General features: G+C 73.5%; 12 protein-coding genes. 6 read left to right on the forward strand and 6 right to left on the reverse strand.

What is annotated here, in order from left to right:
• The first annotated feature begins 153 nt into the window (after positions 1-153).
• Together BJ961_RS19570 and BJ961_RS19575 are read left to right on the forward strand one after the other, a co-directional pair.
• Complete coding sequence (locus tag BJ961_RS19570; protein ID WP_271414078.1) at positions 154-1272, forward strand: serine hydrolase domain-containing protein; 1119 nt, start codon at positions 154-156, stop codon at positions 1270-1272.
• A gap of 80 nt (positions 1273-1352) precedes the next feature.
• Complete coding sequence (locus BJ961_RS19575) at positions 1353-2768, forward strand: M1 family metallopeptidase (protein WP_271414079.1); 1416 nt, start codon at positions 1353-1355, stop codon at positions 2766-2768.
• A 7-nt stretch (positions 2769-2775) separates the two neighbouring features.
• Here the strand turns inward: BJ961_RS19575 and BJ961_RS19580 are convergent, their stop codons facing one another.
• The 3 genes from BJ961_RS19580 to BJ961_RS19590 form a co-directional block, all read right to left on the reverse strand.
• Complete coding sequence (locus tag BJ961_RS19580; RefSeq protein WP_271414080.1) at positions 2776-3603, reverse strand: endonuclease/exonuclease/phosphatase family protein; 828 nt, start codon at positions 3601-3603, stop codon at positions 2776-2778.
• Between the two features lie 97 nt (positions 3604-3700).
• Positions 3701-6187, reverse strand: coding sequence for an ABC transporter permease (locus BJ961_RS19585; RefSeq protein WP_271414081.1), 2487 nt, complete (start codon positions 6185-6187; stop codon positions 3701-3703).
• The gene (locus BJ961_RS19590) at positions 6184-6999 is read right to left on the reverse strand and encodes an ABC transporter ATP-binding protein (RefSeq protein ID WP_271414082.1); all 816 of its coding nucleotides are present in this window, start codon (positions 6997-6999) and stop codon (positions 6184-6186) included. The genes BJ961_RS19585 and BJ961_RS19590 overlap by 4 nt, the downstream gene beginning before the upstream one ends.
• 240 nt (positions 7000-7239) lie before the next feature.
• Between BJ961_RS19590 and BJ961_RS19595 the strand changes: the two genes are divergently transcribed.
• On the forward strand, positions 7240-8175 hold the full coding sequence (locus BJ961_RS19595; RefSeq protein WP_271414083.1) for a LysR family transcriptional regulator: 936 nt from the start codon (positions 7240-7242) through the stop codon (positions 8173-8175).
• Positions 8176-8349: 174 nt separating this feature from the next.
• Positions 8350-10752 (forward strand): beta-N-acetylglucosaminidase domain-containing protein, encoded by a 2403-nt coding sequence (locus BJ961_RS19600; RefSeq protein ID WP_271414084.1) that lies wholly within the window; start codon positions 8350-8352, stop codon positions 10750-10752.
• A gap of 24 nt (positions 10753-10776) precedes the next feature.
• On the opposite strand, the gene BJ961_RS19605 is transcribed toward BJ961_RS19600, so the two are convergent.
• A complete protein-coding gene (locus BJ961_RS19605; protein WP_271414085.1) occupies positions 10777-11364 on the reverse strand; it encodes a TetR/AcrR family transcriptional regulator in 588 nt (195 codons plus the stop codon).
• Between the two features lie 127 nt (positions 11365-11491).
• Here BJ961_RS19605 and BJ961_RS19610 point away from each other — a divergent pair, with 127 nt between their 5' ends.
• Positions 11492-12943, forward strand: coding sequence for an amidase (locus BJ961_RS19610; protein WP_271414086.1), 1452 nt, complete (start codon positions 11492-11494; stop codon positions 12941-12943).
• Positions 12944-13210: 267 nt separating this feature from the next.
• Positions 13211-14392: an alanine--tRNA ligase-related protein gene (locus tag BJ961_RS19615; RefSeq protein WP_271414087.1), complete on the forward strand. Its 1182-nt coding sequence runs from the start codon at positions 13211-13213 to the stop codon at positions 14390-14392.
• A gap of 15 nt (positions 14393-14407) precedes the next feature.
• Here the strand turns inward: BJ961_RS19615 and BJ961_RS19620 are convergent, their stop codons facing one another.
• Both BJ961_RS19620 and BJ961_RS19625 read right to left on the reverse strand, forming a co-directional pair.
• Positions 14408-15343, reverse strand: coding sequence for a phosphotransferase family protein (locus BJ961_RS19620; protein WP_271414088.1), 936 nt, complete (start codon positions 15341-15343; stop codon positions 14408-14410).
• Between the two features lie 80 nt (positions 15344-15423).
• Entirely contained in the window at positions 15424-16371 is a 948-nt protein-coding gene (locus BJ961_RS19625; RefSeq protein ID WP_271414089.1) for a MurR/RpiR family transcriptional regulator, read from the reverse strand.
• Positions 16372-16415 lie beyond the last annotated feature (44 nt).

Consider the following 16415-nt stretch of genomic DNA (forward strand, 5'->3'; position numbering starts at 1 on the left):
CATGCCCGCGCCCGTCACCCGACGGCCCTTCGCACCGCCTCCCTCCCTCCTGAATGCACTTGCCGATGCACGCACCGCGTGCATACTGGGTGCAAGAGCGGTCCGACGCGCCTCGCCCGAGGCCGTCGGGGCACCGGAACGGGGAGGCACGCCATGAACGGCTCACTGGATCCAGCGGTACTGCAGGCCGCCGTCGAGAACGTCCGTCGCGCCGGGGTGCCGGGCGTGTTCGCCGAGGTGTGCGACGGCGACCGGGTCTGGCGCGGCGCCGCCGGGGTCGCCGATGTCGACACCGGCCGCCCGGTCACCGCCGACATGCGCCACCGCGTCGGCAGCGTCACCAAGACCTTCACCGCCGCCGCGGTCCTGCGGCAGGTCGAGAGGGGCCGGATCGGGCTCGACACACCGATCGGCGCGTACCTTGCGGACCTGGTCCCCGGCGCGCGCGGCGACGCCGTCACGGTCCGCATGCTGCTGAACCACACCAGCGGCCTCGCCGAGTACCTGCCCCGCGTCTACACGTCCCTCAAGGCGTTCCCCGCCCTCGCCGACACCGGACCCGAGAGCCTGGACGACCACCGGTTCACCCGCTTCGACCCGGTCGAACTGATCGGGGCGGGAGTCGACGCACCCGCCGTCGGCGCCCCGGGCGGCGCTCCGGGCCTGTACTCCAACACCAACTACCTGCTCCTGGGCCAACTCCTGGCGCGGGTGACCGGCACCACCGCCGAGCGGTGCATAACCCGCGACGTCATCGAGCGTGCCGGGCTCCGGGACACCGAGTTGCCCACCGGACCGTACGTCGCGACACCGCACTCACGGATCTACGAGGCCTGGTTCGGCATGATCGACCCGCCGCGCGACTACAGCGTCTACGACATGTCGTGGGTGGGGCCGGCGGCCTCGCTGATCTCCACCGTCGCGGACCTCAACCGCTTCTACGGCCTGCTGCTTGCGGGCGAGATCGTCGGTCCGGCGTCGCTCGAGCAGATGCGTCGCACCGTGCCGGTCGTCGCACAGGACGGGCGGACGATCGACTACGGGCTCGGCCTGCACCCGGCCGAAGCCCCCGGTCAGGACACCTTCTGGGGTCACGGCGGCACGGCCTGGGGTGCCGGCACGCTGGCACTGGTCCGCGCCGACGGCAAGCGGCGGATGGCCGTCGCGGTGAACCTGCAGCGGTGGAACCGGCTCGACGCCTCGGGCAGGCCCCTCCCCCATCCCATCGACGACGCGCTCGCGGCCCTCCACCGCGTCGCGCTGTACGGCTGACCAGGACGCGCCGAGCCTTCACAAGCGGAGCCGGGTCGAGCCGGGTCTTCCGCGGGGGTGATGTGGCAGTATCCGCTGGCATGTCGCCGTTGACCGTGCTGCCGCCCAGGGTCCGTCGTCGTCTGTTCGTGGTGCTGGCCGTGCTGCTCGTGGCGGCCGGCGCCGGTGTGAGTGATGCCGAAGCCTCGCCAGAGGCGGGGGCCGGGGCGGGGGCGTACGGGGCCGCCGCGACACCCGACGGCGCCCGCTACGACGTCGCTCTGCGCTCCGACGCCGACGGCGGCCACTGGCGGGGACGGCAGCGCGTGTCGTTCCGGAACGCGTCCGACCGGCCGCTGCGCGAGGTGTACCTGCGGCTGTGGGGCAACGGCGAGGACACGTGCGGCGAGCCCGGGGCGCCCGGCGCGTCCTCCCCCGTCGTCGTGTCGAACGTCCGCGGTGGCACACCGGACCGCCCCACGGTGAACTGCACGGCCCTGCGCGTCGCCCTGCCGAAACCGCTCGCGCACGGGCAGCGGACGTCCGTCGGCTTCGACGTCTCCATCACCGTGCCCGACCGCAACGCCCGCTTCGGCCGCGAGGGCGCCCACCGCTTCCTCGGCAACGCGCTGCCGGTGCTCGCCGTACACGACGCGGCGGGGTGGCACCTCGACCCGTACGTGGCCGTCGGCGAGAGCTTCTACGCCCTCACCGCCGACTTCCGGGTCCGTCTCGACCACCCGTCGGACATGGTGGTACCGACGACGGGCACCACCCGCACCCTCCCCGGCGCTCCCGGCCGTACGGTCACCCTCGGCGTCGCGCGGCGGGTGCGGGACTTCGCGTGGGCCGCGGGACCGTTCCGCACGGCGACGCAGACTACGCCCGGCGGGGTGCGCGTGAAGTCGTACTGGTCGTCCGACACCCCCGCCGAGGGCGTGCGCCTCACCCGCGCGGACGCCGTCGCCGCGCTCGAGCGCTTCGGGCGGGAGTTCGGCCGCTATCCGTACGGTGAGGTCGACCTGGTGATGACGCCGGGGTTCGGCGGCGGCATGGAGTACCCCGGCCTCGTCCTGCTGGGCACCACCGAGGAGGGCGGCGCCGTCGTCCACGAACTGGCGCACCAGTGGTGGTACGGCATCGTCGGCAACGACGAGTACGCCTCGCCGTGGCTGGACGAGAGCTTCGCCCAGTACGCCAACTTCCGCTTCTACGGCCTGGACACCCGCGACTGCTGGTCGGAGGTGTACTGGCCCGACGAGGGCGTCCGGCTGACCTCCTCCATGGCCTACTGGTCGCAGCACCGCGGCGAGTACCACCTCGTGTACACGGCCGGGCCCTGCGCCCTGGCCGACCTGGAACGCGTTCTCGGCGCCGACACCATGGCACGGCTCCTGAAGCACTACGCGCGGGACCACTGGTACGGGGTCTCCACCACCGAGGACTTCAAGAGGGCCGCGCAGTCCGTGGCGGACACGGATCTCGGGCCCTTCTGGGAGGCCCACCACCTCACGTGACGGCGCGTCAGGTGAGGTCCACATCGGCGTACAGCAGGTCGTGGTCCGAGTGCGCGGTGTGCTGGACGCGATGGTCGACCGGGGCGATGCCGCGCAGGAAGACGTAGTCGAACTTGCTCCGCCAGTCCGTGGTCGGCTCGCAGGCGCCGGTGCCGCTCGCGGCCGACGAGGGACGGCACCGCGGGTCCGTGTCCGTGGCCAGCTCCCACATGGGGGCGAGTTCGGGCGCCTCCGGGACGGCGTTGAAGTCGCCGAGGACGATGACGCGTTCGTGTCGGGCGACCTCCTCTGCGAGTACCTCGACCTGGTCCGCCCGGACGGCTTCCTGACGTCGTTGGGCGAGATGCGTGTTGAGGACGCGCACGGCGCGGCCGTCCACCTCGGTGGTGACCGCCAGATATCCGCGGTCCTCGGAACCGCCGTCGGGATACTCGACGTTGACCCGGTCCGTCATCGGCGCGGCGGAGAGGACGGCCTGGCCGAAGCCCCCCGGGTTCCACGGCGCTCCCCCGCAGCGGCCCCAGTTCCGCAGCACGCTCCCGTAGGCGACGTGGTAGACGAGCCCGTGGAAGGCCTCGAGGTAGTCCCTGATCCGGTCGACGTCACGTGCGCACGCTTCCTGCATGCCTATGACCTGGGGAGCGTGCGCGGCTATCTCCGCCGCCCGGTCGAGGGCGTTCGCGTCGCACGGGTTGCAGAGGTTCCACGTCATGACCCGGTTCGGTACGACGTCCCTGACGGCCTCGACGGGCAGTGACCTGCCGGACAGGGCACCGCCGGGGGCACTGGGGCCCAGCAGTACCGAACCGGCCAGCGCCAGCGCGCATGCGAGCACTCGCGAGCCGCCCCTTGTGAGCACCGTCGCCTCCTCGGTGTGGTCCCATGGCAACCGACGTTTCCACGGTCGAGGTTATGGCACGAAGGGGCGGGTCTCAGCGGCGCAGTGCCATCCTCGCCGGCAGGGTCGTCGCCAGCAGGCCCAGCCCCACCGCGCCGGCGGTGAAGGCCGCGTACACCAGCGGAGGTACGTAGGGAGCCTCGCCGGTGAGTCCGCGCACCATCGGGATCAGCGTGGCGGCGGCGATGGCCGTGCCGAGGACGATCCCGGCCACGGCCACCAGCAGGCCTTCCCAGCGCAGCATGCCCAGCACCTGGCGCCGGGTGGATCCGACGAGGCGGAGGACGGCGAGTTCGCGGCGGCGGTCGAGGACGGTCATCACCAGCGTGTTGACCGCGGCGACCGCGGCGAAGCCGCCGAGGACCGCGGCCATGGTGTAGTTGGCCCAGGCGTTGAGCTCGCGGTCCATGTTCCGTTCGAGCGCGTATCCGGAGGCGTCGGTGACCCGGCCGAGCGGGGCGAGCGCCCGCGCGTCGCCGCCGCGTACCAGCAGGGCGCTGTCGAAGCCCGAGGTGACGTGCGGGGCCAGGGACGCCCGGTCCATGGTCACCGCCGCGAGGCCGATCCCCCGGCCGTACACCGCGACGACCTCGGGGCTCGCCCTGGTGCCGTCCGGGAGGTAGAGCGGCAGCCTGTCGCCGACCCGCACCTTCGCCGAGGTGGCGAGCGTCCGGTCGACGGCGATCCGTCCCCGGCCCACCCGGTCGAGGCTGCCGCTGCGCACGTCGAGGTCCTGCACTCGCGCGAGTTGGGCGCCGGAGCCGGAGACGCCCTGGGCCGCGGTTCCCTGCAGCCACCGGTCGGCGCCCGACCCGACGGGTACCAGGACCTGTGTGTCGAGCAGGCTCACGGCACTCTCGACGCCGGGCGCGCGGGCAGCCCGTTCGACGGCGTCGCCGGGCAGTCCGGCCGGATCGGTGACGATGTGGTCGGCGGTGACGCCGGCGCGCAGTTGTCCGGCGGCGACGTGGCTCTCGCTGGTGTGCATGAAGACGAGCGTCGAGGCGAAGGCGATGGCCAGCACGATCGGGGTGATGGCGGAGGCCAGCCGGCGGGCGTTCGCCCGGGAGTTGGCGGCCGCGAGCGACGCCTCGGCGCCGGCCCGGTCCAGCGGCAGTCCCAGCAGTTGTGCGCACGTCCATGCCACCAGCGGGCCGAGCAGCGCGACGGCGAGCATGAACAGCATGACGACACCGAGGGCGGCGTTGGCCGCGTCGTCCCCGGCCGAGCGGGCGGCGACGACGGTGAGGGACCCGCCGCCGGCGAGCGCGCCCAGGCCCAGCAGCGTACGGATCACACCCGGCCGCAGCCGCTCCACCGACGCCTCGGTGAGCGCCTGGCCGGGCTTGGTCCTCGCGGGCCGACGCCCGGCCGCCCATCCGGCGGTGAGCGCGGTGAGCAGCCCCGTGGCGACGGCGACGAGCGCCGGGATCCACGAGACGTGCAGGCTCACCGCGTCCGGAACGGCCCCGCGGTCCTGCAACTGCCCGAACCACCAGTGGGCGAGCGCGGCCCCGGGCAGGCAGCCGACCAGTCCGGCGACGGGCGCGACGAGCAGCGCCTCCGCGGCGACCGCGCGCCGGATCTGCCGCGGGGTGGCGCCGATGGCGCGCAGCAGGGCGAACTCCCGGGCCCGCTGGGCCACGGACAGCGCGACCGTGCCGGACGCCGTGAAGACGGCGACCGCCGCGGAGATCCCGCCGAAGGAGCCGCCGAGTCCGGTGAGCATCTCCTTGGCGTATCCGAGCCCGCGGTCCTCGACCGCGCCGCGGTCGTCACCGGTGTGCACCCGGGCGCCGGAGCCGGCGAGTGCCTTGCGCACCCCGGCGGCGAGGGCGTCGGGGTCCGCCCCGTCCTTCGCCAGTACGGCGATCGCGTCGGCCTTGCCGGGATGCCCGGCCAGCGCCGGGGACTGCGCGTCGGCGAACCAGCCCGTGGCGTCCCCGGTGGTGTCGCCGGGGCCGGCCGTCGCCAGGCCGGAGACGCGGAAGTCGGCGCGTCCGGCGGCGGTTTCGAGCGTGACGGTGTCGCCGACACCGGCCCGGGCGGCCCGGGCGGCGGCGGTGCCGAGCACGACCTCGCCGGTTCGGGGCCCGGTACCGGAGGTGAGCGCGGTGCCGGTGAAGGCGTGCGATCCCCAGCCGTGGCCCGTCAGGGCGCCGTCGCCCCGGCGCACCGGGAACGTGAAGTCGGGTACCGCCCTCTCGGCACCGGGGGCGCGGGCCGCCCGGGCCGCGAGCGCGGTGTCGACGCGTGCCGTGTCCGGCAGCAGGTACGCCGACTCGGAGCGGCTGTCCCCGCTGCCCGTGACGAGGCGGGCGTACTGGTCCGCCGCGGCGACGACGGGAGCCTTCGCGTACCGCTGGGGCGGCACCGAGGCGCGGGCGCCGGTCTCCAGGAGGATGCCGCAGGCGGAGACGATCAGCGCCGCCGTCATCAGCGCCACGAACGTGCCCGCGAACGAGGCGGGTTTGAAGCGGACGGCCGCGCGGGCGAGGCCGTTGGGGGCTAGTCTCCTCACGCCGCGGCCCCCGCCATCGGGCCGGTGCGGGAGGTGAGGGCGGCCATGCGGGCCGCGATCCGCTCCGCCGAACCGCGTTCGAGGTGGTCGGCGAAGGCGCCGTCGGCGAGGAACAGCACCCGGTCGGCCCAGGCGGCCGCGACCGGGTCGTGGGTGACCATGACGACGGTGGCTTGGAGGGTGTCCACCGCGTGCCGCAGCAGGCCGAGGATCTCGGCGGCGGTGCCGGTGTCGAGGGCGCCGGTGGGTTCGTCGGCGAAGATCACGTCGGGGTCGGTGACCAGGGCGCGGGCGATGGCGACGCGCTGCTGCTGGCCGCCGGAGAGTTCTCCGGGCCGGCGTTTCGCCTTGTCGGCGAGGCCGACCCGGGTGAGCAGCGCCTGCGCCCGCCGCCGGTCCTGGCGCAGGCCGGCCAGGCGCGTCGGGAGCAGCACGTTCTGCTCGACGGTGAGGGAGGGCAGCAGGTTGAAGGCCTGGAACACGAAGCCCAGGCGGGTGCGGCGCAGTTCGGTGAGCCGGTTCTCCCCCATGCCCGTGATCTCCGTGCCGCCGAGCCGTACGGAGCCGGCCGTCGGCCGGTCGAGGCCCGCGGCGCACTGCAGGAAGGTGGACTTGCCCGACCCGGAGGGGCCCATGACGGCGGTGAACGTGCCGCGCGGCAGGGCGAGGTCGACGCCCGCGAGCGCGTGCACGGTGCGGGCGCCGCGGCCGTACTGGCGCCGGACGCCGCGCAGTTCGACGGCGGGACCGGGTTGGGCCTGGGCCTCGGTCCGGTCGTCCGTCGTGTGGCGCCTGTCCTTGCGCAGCCTCATGGTCCGTCCTCTCAAGATCCTGCCGAGCCGATGATCCGACGCTACGGAGCACGGCCGTGGCGGACCATGGCGGCTACCGGCGGATCGGGGGTGGGGTTAACCCGAGGGCGGGCACGCCGTCGGGGCGACGTGCCCGCGGTGTGCCCGGGCGGGCGGCCCCCTCCGACGGGGATCGGGGCGGGGCCGAGCCACAACCATCGGTTGGGGGGCTGTCCGGTGGTCGCGGCTATGCTCGGCCCCATGGATACCGAGGCGGTGCGCTCGTTCGTCCGCGCGGCCGAGCTGGGGCAGCTGCGGCACGCCGCCGACGAGCTGGGGGTGACGCAGCAGGCCGTCTCGAAGCGGATCGCGGCTCTCGAGCGCGCACTCGACGTCCGGTTGTTCACCCGCACCCCTCGGGGGGTCGAGCTGACCCTCGACGGCCAGGCCTTCCTCCCGCACGCCCGGAACATCGTCACGGGTGCCGATCGCGCCGTCACCGCCGTCAGGCGGGGCTCGCGGGCGCTGCGGATCGACGTTCTCGGCCTGCGGTCGGCGCAGGCCGTCATCCTGCACGACTACTGGCGCTCGCACCCCGGTTGCGAACTCGACGTGGTGACGCTCAGGGTCGACGACCCGCGGCTGGCGGTGGCCGCCGTGCGGGCGGGCGACCTCGACGCCTCGTTCCGCTCGGTCACCGACCCGGCCGCGCTGCCGCACGAGGTGCGCATGATCCACGCGTTCCACTCCCCGCTGGAACTCGTCGTCGGCCCGAGGCACCCGCTCGCCTCCGCACGGACCCTGAGACCGGCCCAGCTGCGCGGGCACCGGATCTGGGTGCCGGGTATCGCGCCGGGCAGCGAGTGGGCGGAGTTCTACGACGAACTCGTCACCGAGTTCGGCCTCCGCGTGGACGCCGCGGGTCCGAACTTCGGCAACGAGGTGCTCCTCGACATCCTGGCGGACTCCGCGGACGTGGCGACGCTCGTGGGGTCGCGCGACCGATACGCCTGGCCGGCCGGTCACGACCTGCGCCGCATCCCGATCGCGGATCCGACGCTCGCGTACCCGCTCTCGCTGCTCCTCCCCCGGGCGAATCCGCACCCGGGGCTCGGGGCGGTCATCGCCCACTTCACGGGACTGGCACCGCTTCCCGGGAAGGTCTGGCTGCCCTCCTGGGCCGTCACCACCCTGTGAGCCCCACCATGAGCCGGGCATGCCACATCGACGCCCGGGGAACGGTGTTGGCCAGAGTAAAGCCGAGAACCCAAGAGGTCTAGACCCCATACGTCTTACGTCTCGCCCTCGACGTGGCGCATCATCCCTGGAGACAAGGCACGTCACATGGTCCAGACCAAGCCTGGAGGTCTCATGGGAAGACGCACGACGACCTTGACCACACTCGGCGTCTGCTTTGCACTGGCAAGCACTCTGGCGATCGAGACGCTCCCCGCCGCGGCCGACGACACACCCTCCGCCGCGGCGCCCGCGGTCCCGCCGGTCTCGCCGAATCCCCAGTCCCTCACTCGCGCAGGTGACGACGTTCCGGTGACCGGCCGGGCACTCGTGGTGGCGGACCGGGACACGGACGCCGCCGCCCGGGCCCGTCTCGTCGGGGAGTTGAAGGCGCACGGCGCACGGCGCGTGGACGTCGTCACCCCCGGGAACGTCCCCCGGGCCTCGGCCGGTCTGCTCACCGTACGGCTCGGCCCGGCCGCGCGGCCCGACATCGCCGAGGCGCTGGGCGACACGGCGGTGCCGGACCACGCGGAGGGCTACGCCCTGCGCGTCTCGGGCGCGGGACGGGGCAAGCGGGTCACTCTCGGCGGCACCGACGCCGCCGGTCAGTTCTACGCCGTGCAGACCCTGCGCCAGCTCTTCGTCCGGGCGGGGAGCGGCGGTTGGAAGGTGGCGGGCGTTCGGGCGAGCGACTACCCGTCGATGCCGCTGCGCGGCACCATCGAGGGGTTCTACGGGCAACCGTGGACGCACGCCGAACGCCTCGACCAGATGGACTTCTACGGGGACGTCAAGGCCAACACCTACGTCTACGCCCCGAAGGACGACCCCTACCACCGGGGCAAGTGGCGCGAGCCCTACCCCGCGGACAAGCTGGCGGAACTGGGCGAGCTGGTGACCCGGGCCACCGCCAACCACGTGCGCTTCACCTTCGCCGTCTCCCCCGGCGAGTCCATCTGCTACTCGGACCCCGCCGACCGCGCGGCACTGAAGGACAAGCTGCGGGCCCTGTACGGCCTGGGGACGCGCGCCTTCTCCATCCCGCTCGACGACATCAGCTACACCCGCTGGAACTGCGAGGGCGACAAGGCCGCGTACGGCGACCCCGGCCGCGCGGCGGCCGCCAGGGCCCAGGTCGACCTGCTCAACGACGTGCAGCAGAACTTCGTCGCCGCCCACGAAGGGGTACAGCCCCTGCAGATGGTGCCCACCGAGTACGGCGACCTCACCGACACCGCGTACAAGCAGACGATGCGCGAGACGCTGGACCCGGCGGTCGTCGTGATGTGGACCGGCACGGCCGTCGTCCCGCCGAAGATCACCAACGACGAGGCGGACCGGGTCTCGAAGCTCTTCGGACGCAAGGTCTTCGTCTGGGACAACTACCCGGTGAACGACTTCGGCAACACCAGCGGGCGGCTGCTGCTCGCCCCGTACGACAAGCGCGAGGCGGGCCTGTCCGGGCACCTCTCGGGCATCGTCGCCAACCCCATGAACCAGCCGTACGCCAGCAAGGTCGCCGTCTTCGGCACCGCGGACTTCACCTGGAACGACCGGGCGTACGACGCGGGCACGAACTGGCCGCGCGCCATGTCCTACCTGGCGGGCGGCGACCGCGAGGCCACCGACGCGCTGCTGGTCCTCGGTGACCTGGAGCACCTGGCCCCGACCTTCGGCGCCACGCCCTGGCAGCCGCAGGCACCCGAACTCGCCCGGCGCGCGGCGCGGTTCTGGACGGCGTGGGACGAGGGGCGGCGCGCGGAGGCCGTCGAGGTGCTGCGCGGCTACGCGAGGGCGATCGAGCGGGCGCCGGGCACGATCCGCGGCGGCGCGGTGGACGAGGGGTTCACCGTCGACGCGGCGCCCTGGCTGGACGCCACCGAGCTGTGGGGCGGGGCGATGCGGACCATGCTCGACGCGCTCGCGGCCCGGGAGAACGGCGACAGGGGGACGTCCGACCGACTGCTCGCCGAGTCGGACGCCCTTCAGCAGCGGGCCCGGGCCGTACGGGTCGATCCGCCGCGCAACTCGTGGGGGAAGGTCCAGCCCAAGGTCGGTGACGGCGTGCTCGACGCCTTCCTGGTGCGGGCGGAACTCCGGCTGCGGCTGTGGGACTCCGCGGGCGGCGGGGAGAACCTGGCGCTGAAGGGTACGGCCTCCGCCTCCAGCGTGGAGCAGGACCTCGACCGGCTGGCGGCCCGGTACGTCAACGACGGCGAGCCGGGCACACGTTGGGCCTCCGGCTACTCCGACGAGGAGTGGGTGCAGGTGGAGCTGGCGGCCCCGGCGAAGGTCGCGGCGGTGACCCTGGCGTGGGAGGGCGCCTGCGCGACGGAGTACGCCGTCCAGACCTCGCCCGACGGCGTGACCTGGCGGACCGTGTCCACGCGGCGTCCGGACGCCTGCGGCAACGACGTCGTCCGGGTCGACTCGGACGAGGCCGTGCGGTACGTCCGTATGCAGGGCGTGCACCGGAAGACGACCTGGGGCTACTCGCTGTACGAGATGGGGGTCTACGGAACGCCCGCCTCCTGACCGGTCGGCCGCGGTGGGGTGGCGCTACTGGCCGAGGATCCCCTCGACGATCCTCGTCAACCGCTCCCCCACCCGGTCGATGCTTCCGTTCTGACTGCTGACCTGCGCGCCTTCGAGCAGGAAGGTGATCTGGGCGGCGGCCTGGCCGGGGTCGGACAGGCCCGCCTCGGCGCACATGCCGACGAGCCGGCGGGTCTGGCCGGCCTTGTGCTCCTCGATCACGCGGCGCGCGGGATGGGAGCGGTCGGGCAGCTCGGCGAGGGAGTTGATGAAGGGGCAGCCCCGGTGCGACAGCGTCGGCAGTCCCTCGGCGATGAAGCGGGCCAGTCCGAGGATCTGCTCCCGTGGCCGGCCGGGGTGGTCGGCCTCGACGCGGTCGAAGGCGGCCCGGTAGTCGGCGGCCAGGATCCGCAGCCACTCGGCGACCAGCGCGTCCTTGGTCTCGAAGTGCCGGTAGATCGCCGCCTTGGTGGTCTCGGCCTTCTCGGCGATCGCCTGGACGCCCACGCGCCGGATGCCCTCGCTCTGGAAGAGTTCCTCGGCCGCGTCGAGGATGCGCTCCCGAGGCGGCAGCTTCGCCACTCTGCCCGGCCTGCTGGCGGTCGATGTCATTCCTGCTCCGTGACGTCCGGTCGATGGGGCCCTTCACCTTCCTGCTACGGTACCAGTCCGTGCCGCTCGATACCGGTCGGTATCGAGCGGCACTCATGAGTACCGTTGCTTGTTCTGAGGAGTGACAGTGAAAGTCGCCGAGTACGCGCGATACGACGCGGTGGGGCTCGCGGAGCTGGTGGCCGCGGGCGAGGTGACCCCCGCCGAGGTGGAGGCGGCCGCGCGCGAGGCCGTCCGGGCGGTCGATCCGCGGATCAACGCCGTCGTGGAGACCTGGCAGGCCGACGACCGGCCCGTCCCCGGCAGCACGCCGCTGGCGGGCGTTCCGTTCCTGATCAAGGACTTCGGAGTCGCCATGGCGGGCCGGCGCACGGAGATGGGCAGCCGTCTCGCGGCCGGCCACGTCGCCCGCTCCGACTCCTTCCTGATGCGGCGCCTGCGCCGCGCGGGGCTGCTGACCTTCGGGCGCACCGCCACACCGGAGCTGGCGTACAGCATCACCACGGAACCGGTGCTGTACGGCCCGACCCGCAACCCGTGGGACCCGCGACGCGGCGCCGGTGGTTCGAGCGGCGGCGCGGGCGCGGCCGTCGCCGCCGGAGCGGTCCCCCTCGCCCACGCCACCGACGCCGCGGGATCACTGCGCATCCCCGCCTCGTACAACGGCCTCTTCGGTCTGAAGCCGACCCGGGGCCGGGTATCCCTGGGCCCCGGCCTCGACGAGGGCTTCAACGGACTCGCCGTCCAGGGCGGCGTCAGCCGCACCGTGCGGGACAGCGCGGCGCTGCTCGACCTGATACGCGGTCCGGAACCGGGCGACCCGTACTTCGCCGAACAACCGCCCCGGCCCTACGCGCAGGAGGTCGCCCGTCCTCCGGGGCCGCTGCGGATCGGGGTCCTCCCGCAGGCCTGGGGCGGTCGCCGGACCGCGGTCCCGGTGGCCGACGCGCTGACCCGTACCGTGCGGCTGCTGGAGTCCCTCGGCCACCGCACGGAGGAGGCCGAGGCCGCTCTGGGCGTCGACTGGGAGGAGTTCGTGCTGGCCAACGCCCGTCTGTCGACGGCCAACGTCGCGGCCACGGTCGACGAGCTGGCGGCAGCCTTCGGCCGCCCCGTCGACTCCTCGACCGTCGAGCCGGCGACGCTGGCCGCCCACCGCTACGGGCAGCGGGTCAGCGGCCCCCAGTTCGTCACCGCCCTCACGATCCGCAACCGGGTCGCCCGGAGCCTGGCCCGGCACTTCGGCACGTACGACCTCCTGCTCACCCCGACCCTGCCGGAGCTTCCCCCGCTCCTGGGCACCTACGCGCGGGGCGCGGAGGCGCTGGACGGCCTGGGCTGGATCGACCGTCTCAACGACCGTTCGCCGTTCACCATGGCGTTCAACGTGGCGGGGACGCCCGCCATGTCCGTGCCGCTGACCGCCGACCCCGGGACGGGCCTGCCGATCGGCATGCAGTTCGCCGCCGGCTACGGGCGCGAGGACCTCCTCTTCCGTCTCGCCGGGCAGCTCGAACAGGCACAGCCGTGGTCGGGCCGGACCCCTGCCGTGTGGGCGGGGGACCCCGCGCCCCGCTAGCCCGTGTGCGGGGTCACGGGAAATTCGGGTGCCCGGGGCGGCAGAAGACGTTACCTTCGCCGGTATGAACGTCATCGGCCGAAGCATCTTCGCGACCGCGCGAGCGACCAGCTCGCCGGTTGCCGCCGTCTGACCTTCCCTTCCCACCGGCGACCGGAAACGGCCCGTCGGTGGTTCACCCGGCGCTCCGGCGCCCTCGCCCCGGTGCGACGACCGCGCGGCTTCGTTCTCCGGTGCCTCTCCCGCCCAGACGCGAAGGAGTCACCCATGGACACCGAGCACGTCGTCCGCACGTTCGTCGAGTACTACGAGGAACACGGTCATCGCCGGATCACCGGCTCGACACTGCTGCCGCCGCCCGGCGACCCCGTGCTGTTCACCACCTCCGGCATGCACCCGCTCACCCCGTACCTGGAGGGACGCCCCCACCCGCTGGGCCGACGGCTGGTCAACGTGCAGCGCTGTCTGCGCACCACGGACCTGGACGAGGTCGGCGACAGCACCCACTTGACGGTCTTCGAGATGCTCGGCACCTGGTCGCTGGGCGACTACGAGGGTTCACGGAGCCTCGACTGGGGCTACCGGCTGCTCACCGAGGGGCTGGGGGTCGCCCCGGGCCTGCTGCACGCCACCGTGTTCGGGGGTGACGAGCAGGTCGGCCCGGACACCGACTCCCTGCGGCTGTGGCAGGAGCACGGCGTTCCCGTGGAGCTGACGGTGGAGGACAACTGGTGGCAGAACGGACCGGTCGGCCCCTGCGGGCCCGACTCGGAGATCTTCCTGTGGACCGGCGACACCCCGCCCGAGTCGACACCCGGCCGCGACGACCGCTGGGTGGAGGTGTGGAACCACGTGATGATGCGCCACCGCCGGCTCGACGACGGCCGGCTCGTTCCGCTGCCGCAGCGCAACATCGACACCGGCCTCGGCCTGGAACGCCTCGCCTCGCTCCTGCAGGGCAAGCCGTCGGTGTTCGAGTGCGACGTCTTCGCCCCGTGGCGCCGGTCGGTACCGGCCCTGTGGCCACTGGACGAGCCCTCGCTCCGCCTGGTCTGCGACCACCTGCGTTCGGCCGTCGTGATCGTCGGCGACGGAGTGCGCCCGGCCAACACCGGCCGCGGATACGTGCTGCGCCGCCTGGTGCGACGGGTGCTCACCGTGCTGTGGCGGGACGATCCGTCGCGCGGACTCGACGACCTGCCGCGGGAGTTGGTCACGCACACACTGGACCACTTCGGGCAGGACGTGGACCCCGGCCTCGTACGGCGCGTACTGGTCGAGGAGGAACAGCGGTTCGGCAGGCTTCTGGAACGCGGCCGCCAGGTGCTCTCCCGGCCGCGCTTTTCGGGCCCGCTGGGCGAGGACGACTACCACTACCTCCACGACACCCACGGTCTGCCGCGCGACCTGGTGACGACGCTGCGCGAGGGCGGGTACTCCCGTACGTGACGCGGCGGGGGTGAGTCACTCGCGGGGGCGGGACGTGCCGAACCACGCCTCCGCGAGCGACTCCAGGCTCCCTTCGGCGGGTGTGCCCAGCTCCCTCATGTACCAGGGCAGGTCGCTGTACACGTGCAGCAGGGTGTACGCGAGCAGCTCGGCCGGTTCGAAGGTGTGCCCGTAGGACTCGGTGAGCCCGGCCAGCAGGGCCGGGTCTCCGCCGGTGACGAACAGACCGACCGCCACGAAGTCGTAGGCGCGGTCACCGATCATGGCGGGTTCGAAGTCGAAGAGCCCGGTCGGGCGCCACGTGTCGGGGTCCACGAGCACGTGCTGCCGCATGACCTCGGTGTGCAGCAGACAGGGATGCGGGGCGCGGGGCGGACGGACCGCGTCGAGGAAGTCCGGGATCTGTTCCAGCCAGGCGGACGGCAGTCCGTGCGCGCGCTGCCGTGCCACGGCGCCCGCCGCCTGGCGGTCCAGGAAGGCGCCCCAGTCCCCGGGGCCGAGGACGTCCGCGAGCGGGTCGGTGTCGAGGGAGTGCAGTACCGCCAGGGTCTCGCCGACTTCGGCGACGAGCCGCTCCCGGTCCGCCCGCGCCGTGCGGCCCCAGGCGCCGGCCAGGTTCTCACCGTGCAGCCGGGACATCAGGACGTAGCGCCAGCCGTTCTCGTAGGACCCGCAGTCGCGCACCCGCGGGGTCGGTATCGGCAGCCGTCCCTGGAGGTGGGTGAGTACGCGGCCCTCGGCGACGCCGGCCCGGGCGGCGGCCGCGGGGAACAGCTTGAGCACGTGCTCGTCACCCACCGCGTAGACCGGCTGTGATCCGTCCGGGAACCGGGTCAGCGGTGCGCCGGCCAGGCCGAGCCGCGCGCAGAGGTCCGCCGCGCCGGGGCGCATCACCGTCTCGTCGGGGACGATCGCGTCCCAGTCCTCGTCCGTTTCCACCAGAGGCAGCATGATCCGGACCGTATGCCGCGGCGTGCGGGCGGGCCAAAGGGGTTTCCACCCGCGCTCTTCTGGTGGGGTCGCCCGGTGCGTCAGGTTCCGTTCGCGGGGCGGCGCGCGGGGCGGCGGCGGCGTTGGACCGCTCCGTAGGTCTCCTCCAGGGCGGTGGTCGCCGCGTCGTAGGAGCGCTGGGCGACGCCGACGAAGAGGCAGTCGATGACGGCCAGTTGGGCGATGCGGCTGACGGTCGCGCCGGAGCGGAACGGTGTTTCCCGGGCACAGGTCGTCAGGACGAGGTCGGCGCCGGTGGCGAGAGTGGAGCCCGGGTCGTTGGTCAGGGCGATGGTGGTGGCCCCGCGTTCGGCCGCGGCCTGGAGGGGTTCGGTGGTGTCCTCCGTCTCGCCGGAGTGGGAGACGGCCAGGGCCACGTCGCCGGGCCCCAGCAGGGCCGTCGCGGTGAGCGCGGCGTGCCGGTCGCTCCAGATGAAGGCCATCCGGCCTATGCGGTGCAGCTTCTGGTGGAGGTCCTGGCCGACGAACGCGCTGGCGCCCACACCGAAGATGTCGACGCGGCGGGCCTTCGCCACCGCGTCGACCGCCCGGCCGAGCGCCTCGACGTCGAGTCCGGCACCGGAGTCCTCCAGGGCCCGCACCTCGTTGTAGATGATCTTGCTGACTATCCGGTCCAGCGAGTCCGTGGGGCTGATGTCCGTGCCGCCCTGGGCCGCCCGCTCGCCGCCCAGGGCATGCTCCCGCGCGGCGGCGGCGGCCAGCGCCAGGCGCAGTTGGGGGTAGTTGCCCGTGCCGATGGTGCGGCAGAACCTCATCACGGTGGCCGCGGAGGTGCTCGCCCGCTCCCCCAGCGCGTTGATGGACAGCTCCGCGACCTGTCCGGGGTCGGCCAGGACGGCGTCGGCCACCCGGCGTTCCGAGGGCGCCAGTGAGGGCCGGGCGGCGCGGACGCGGGTGAGGATGTCGGCGGGCGGGGCGTCCTGGGCGGATCGCTCCGGCACGCGGGACGAGGACTGGCGGCGGACCATGGCCCCTCCTGGAGGTCGTGAGCACAGGGTACGGGGACGGCCCG

Source organism: Streptomyces lienomycini (genome assembly GCF_027947595.1).
GTDB classification, from domain to species: domain Bacteria; phylum Actinomycetota; class Actinomycetes; order Streptomycetales; family Streptomycetaceae; genus Streptomyces; species Streptomyces lienomycini.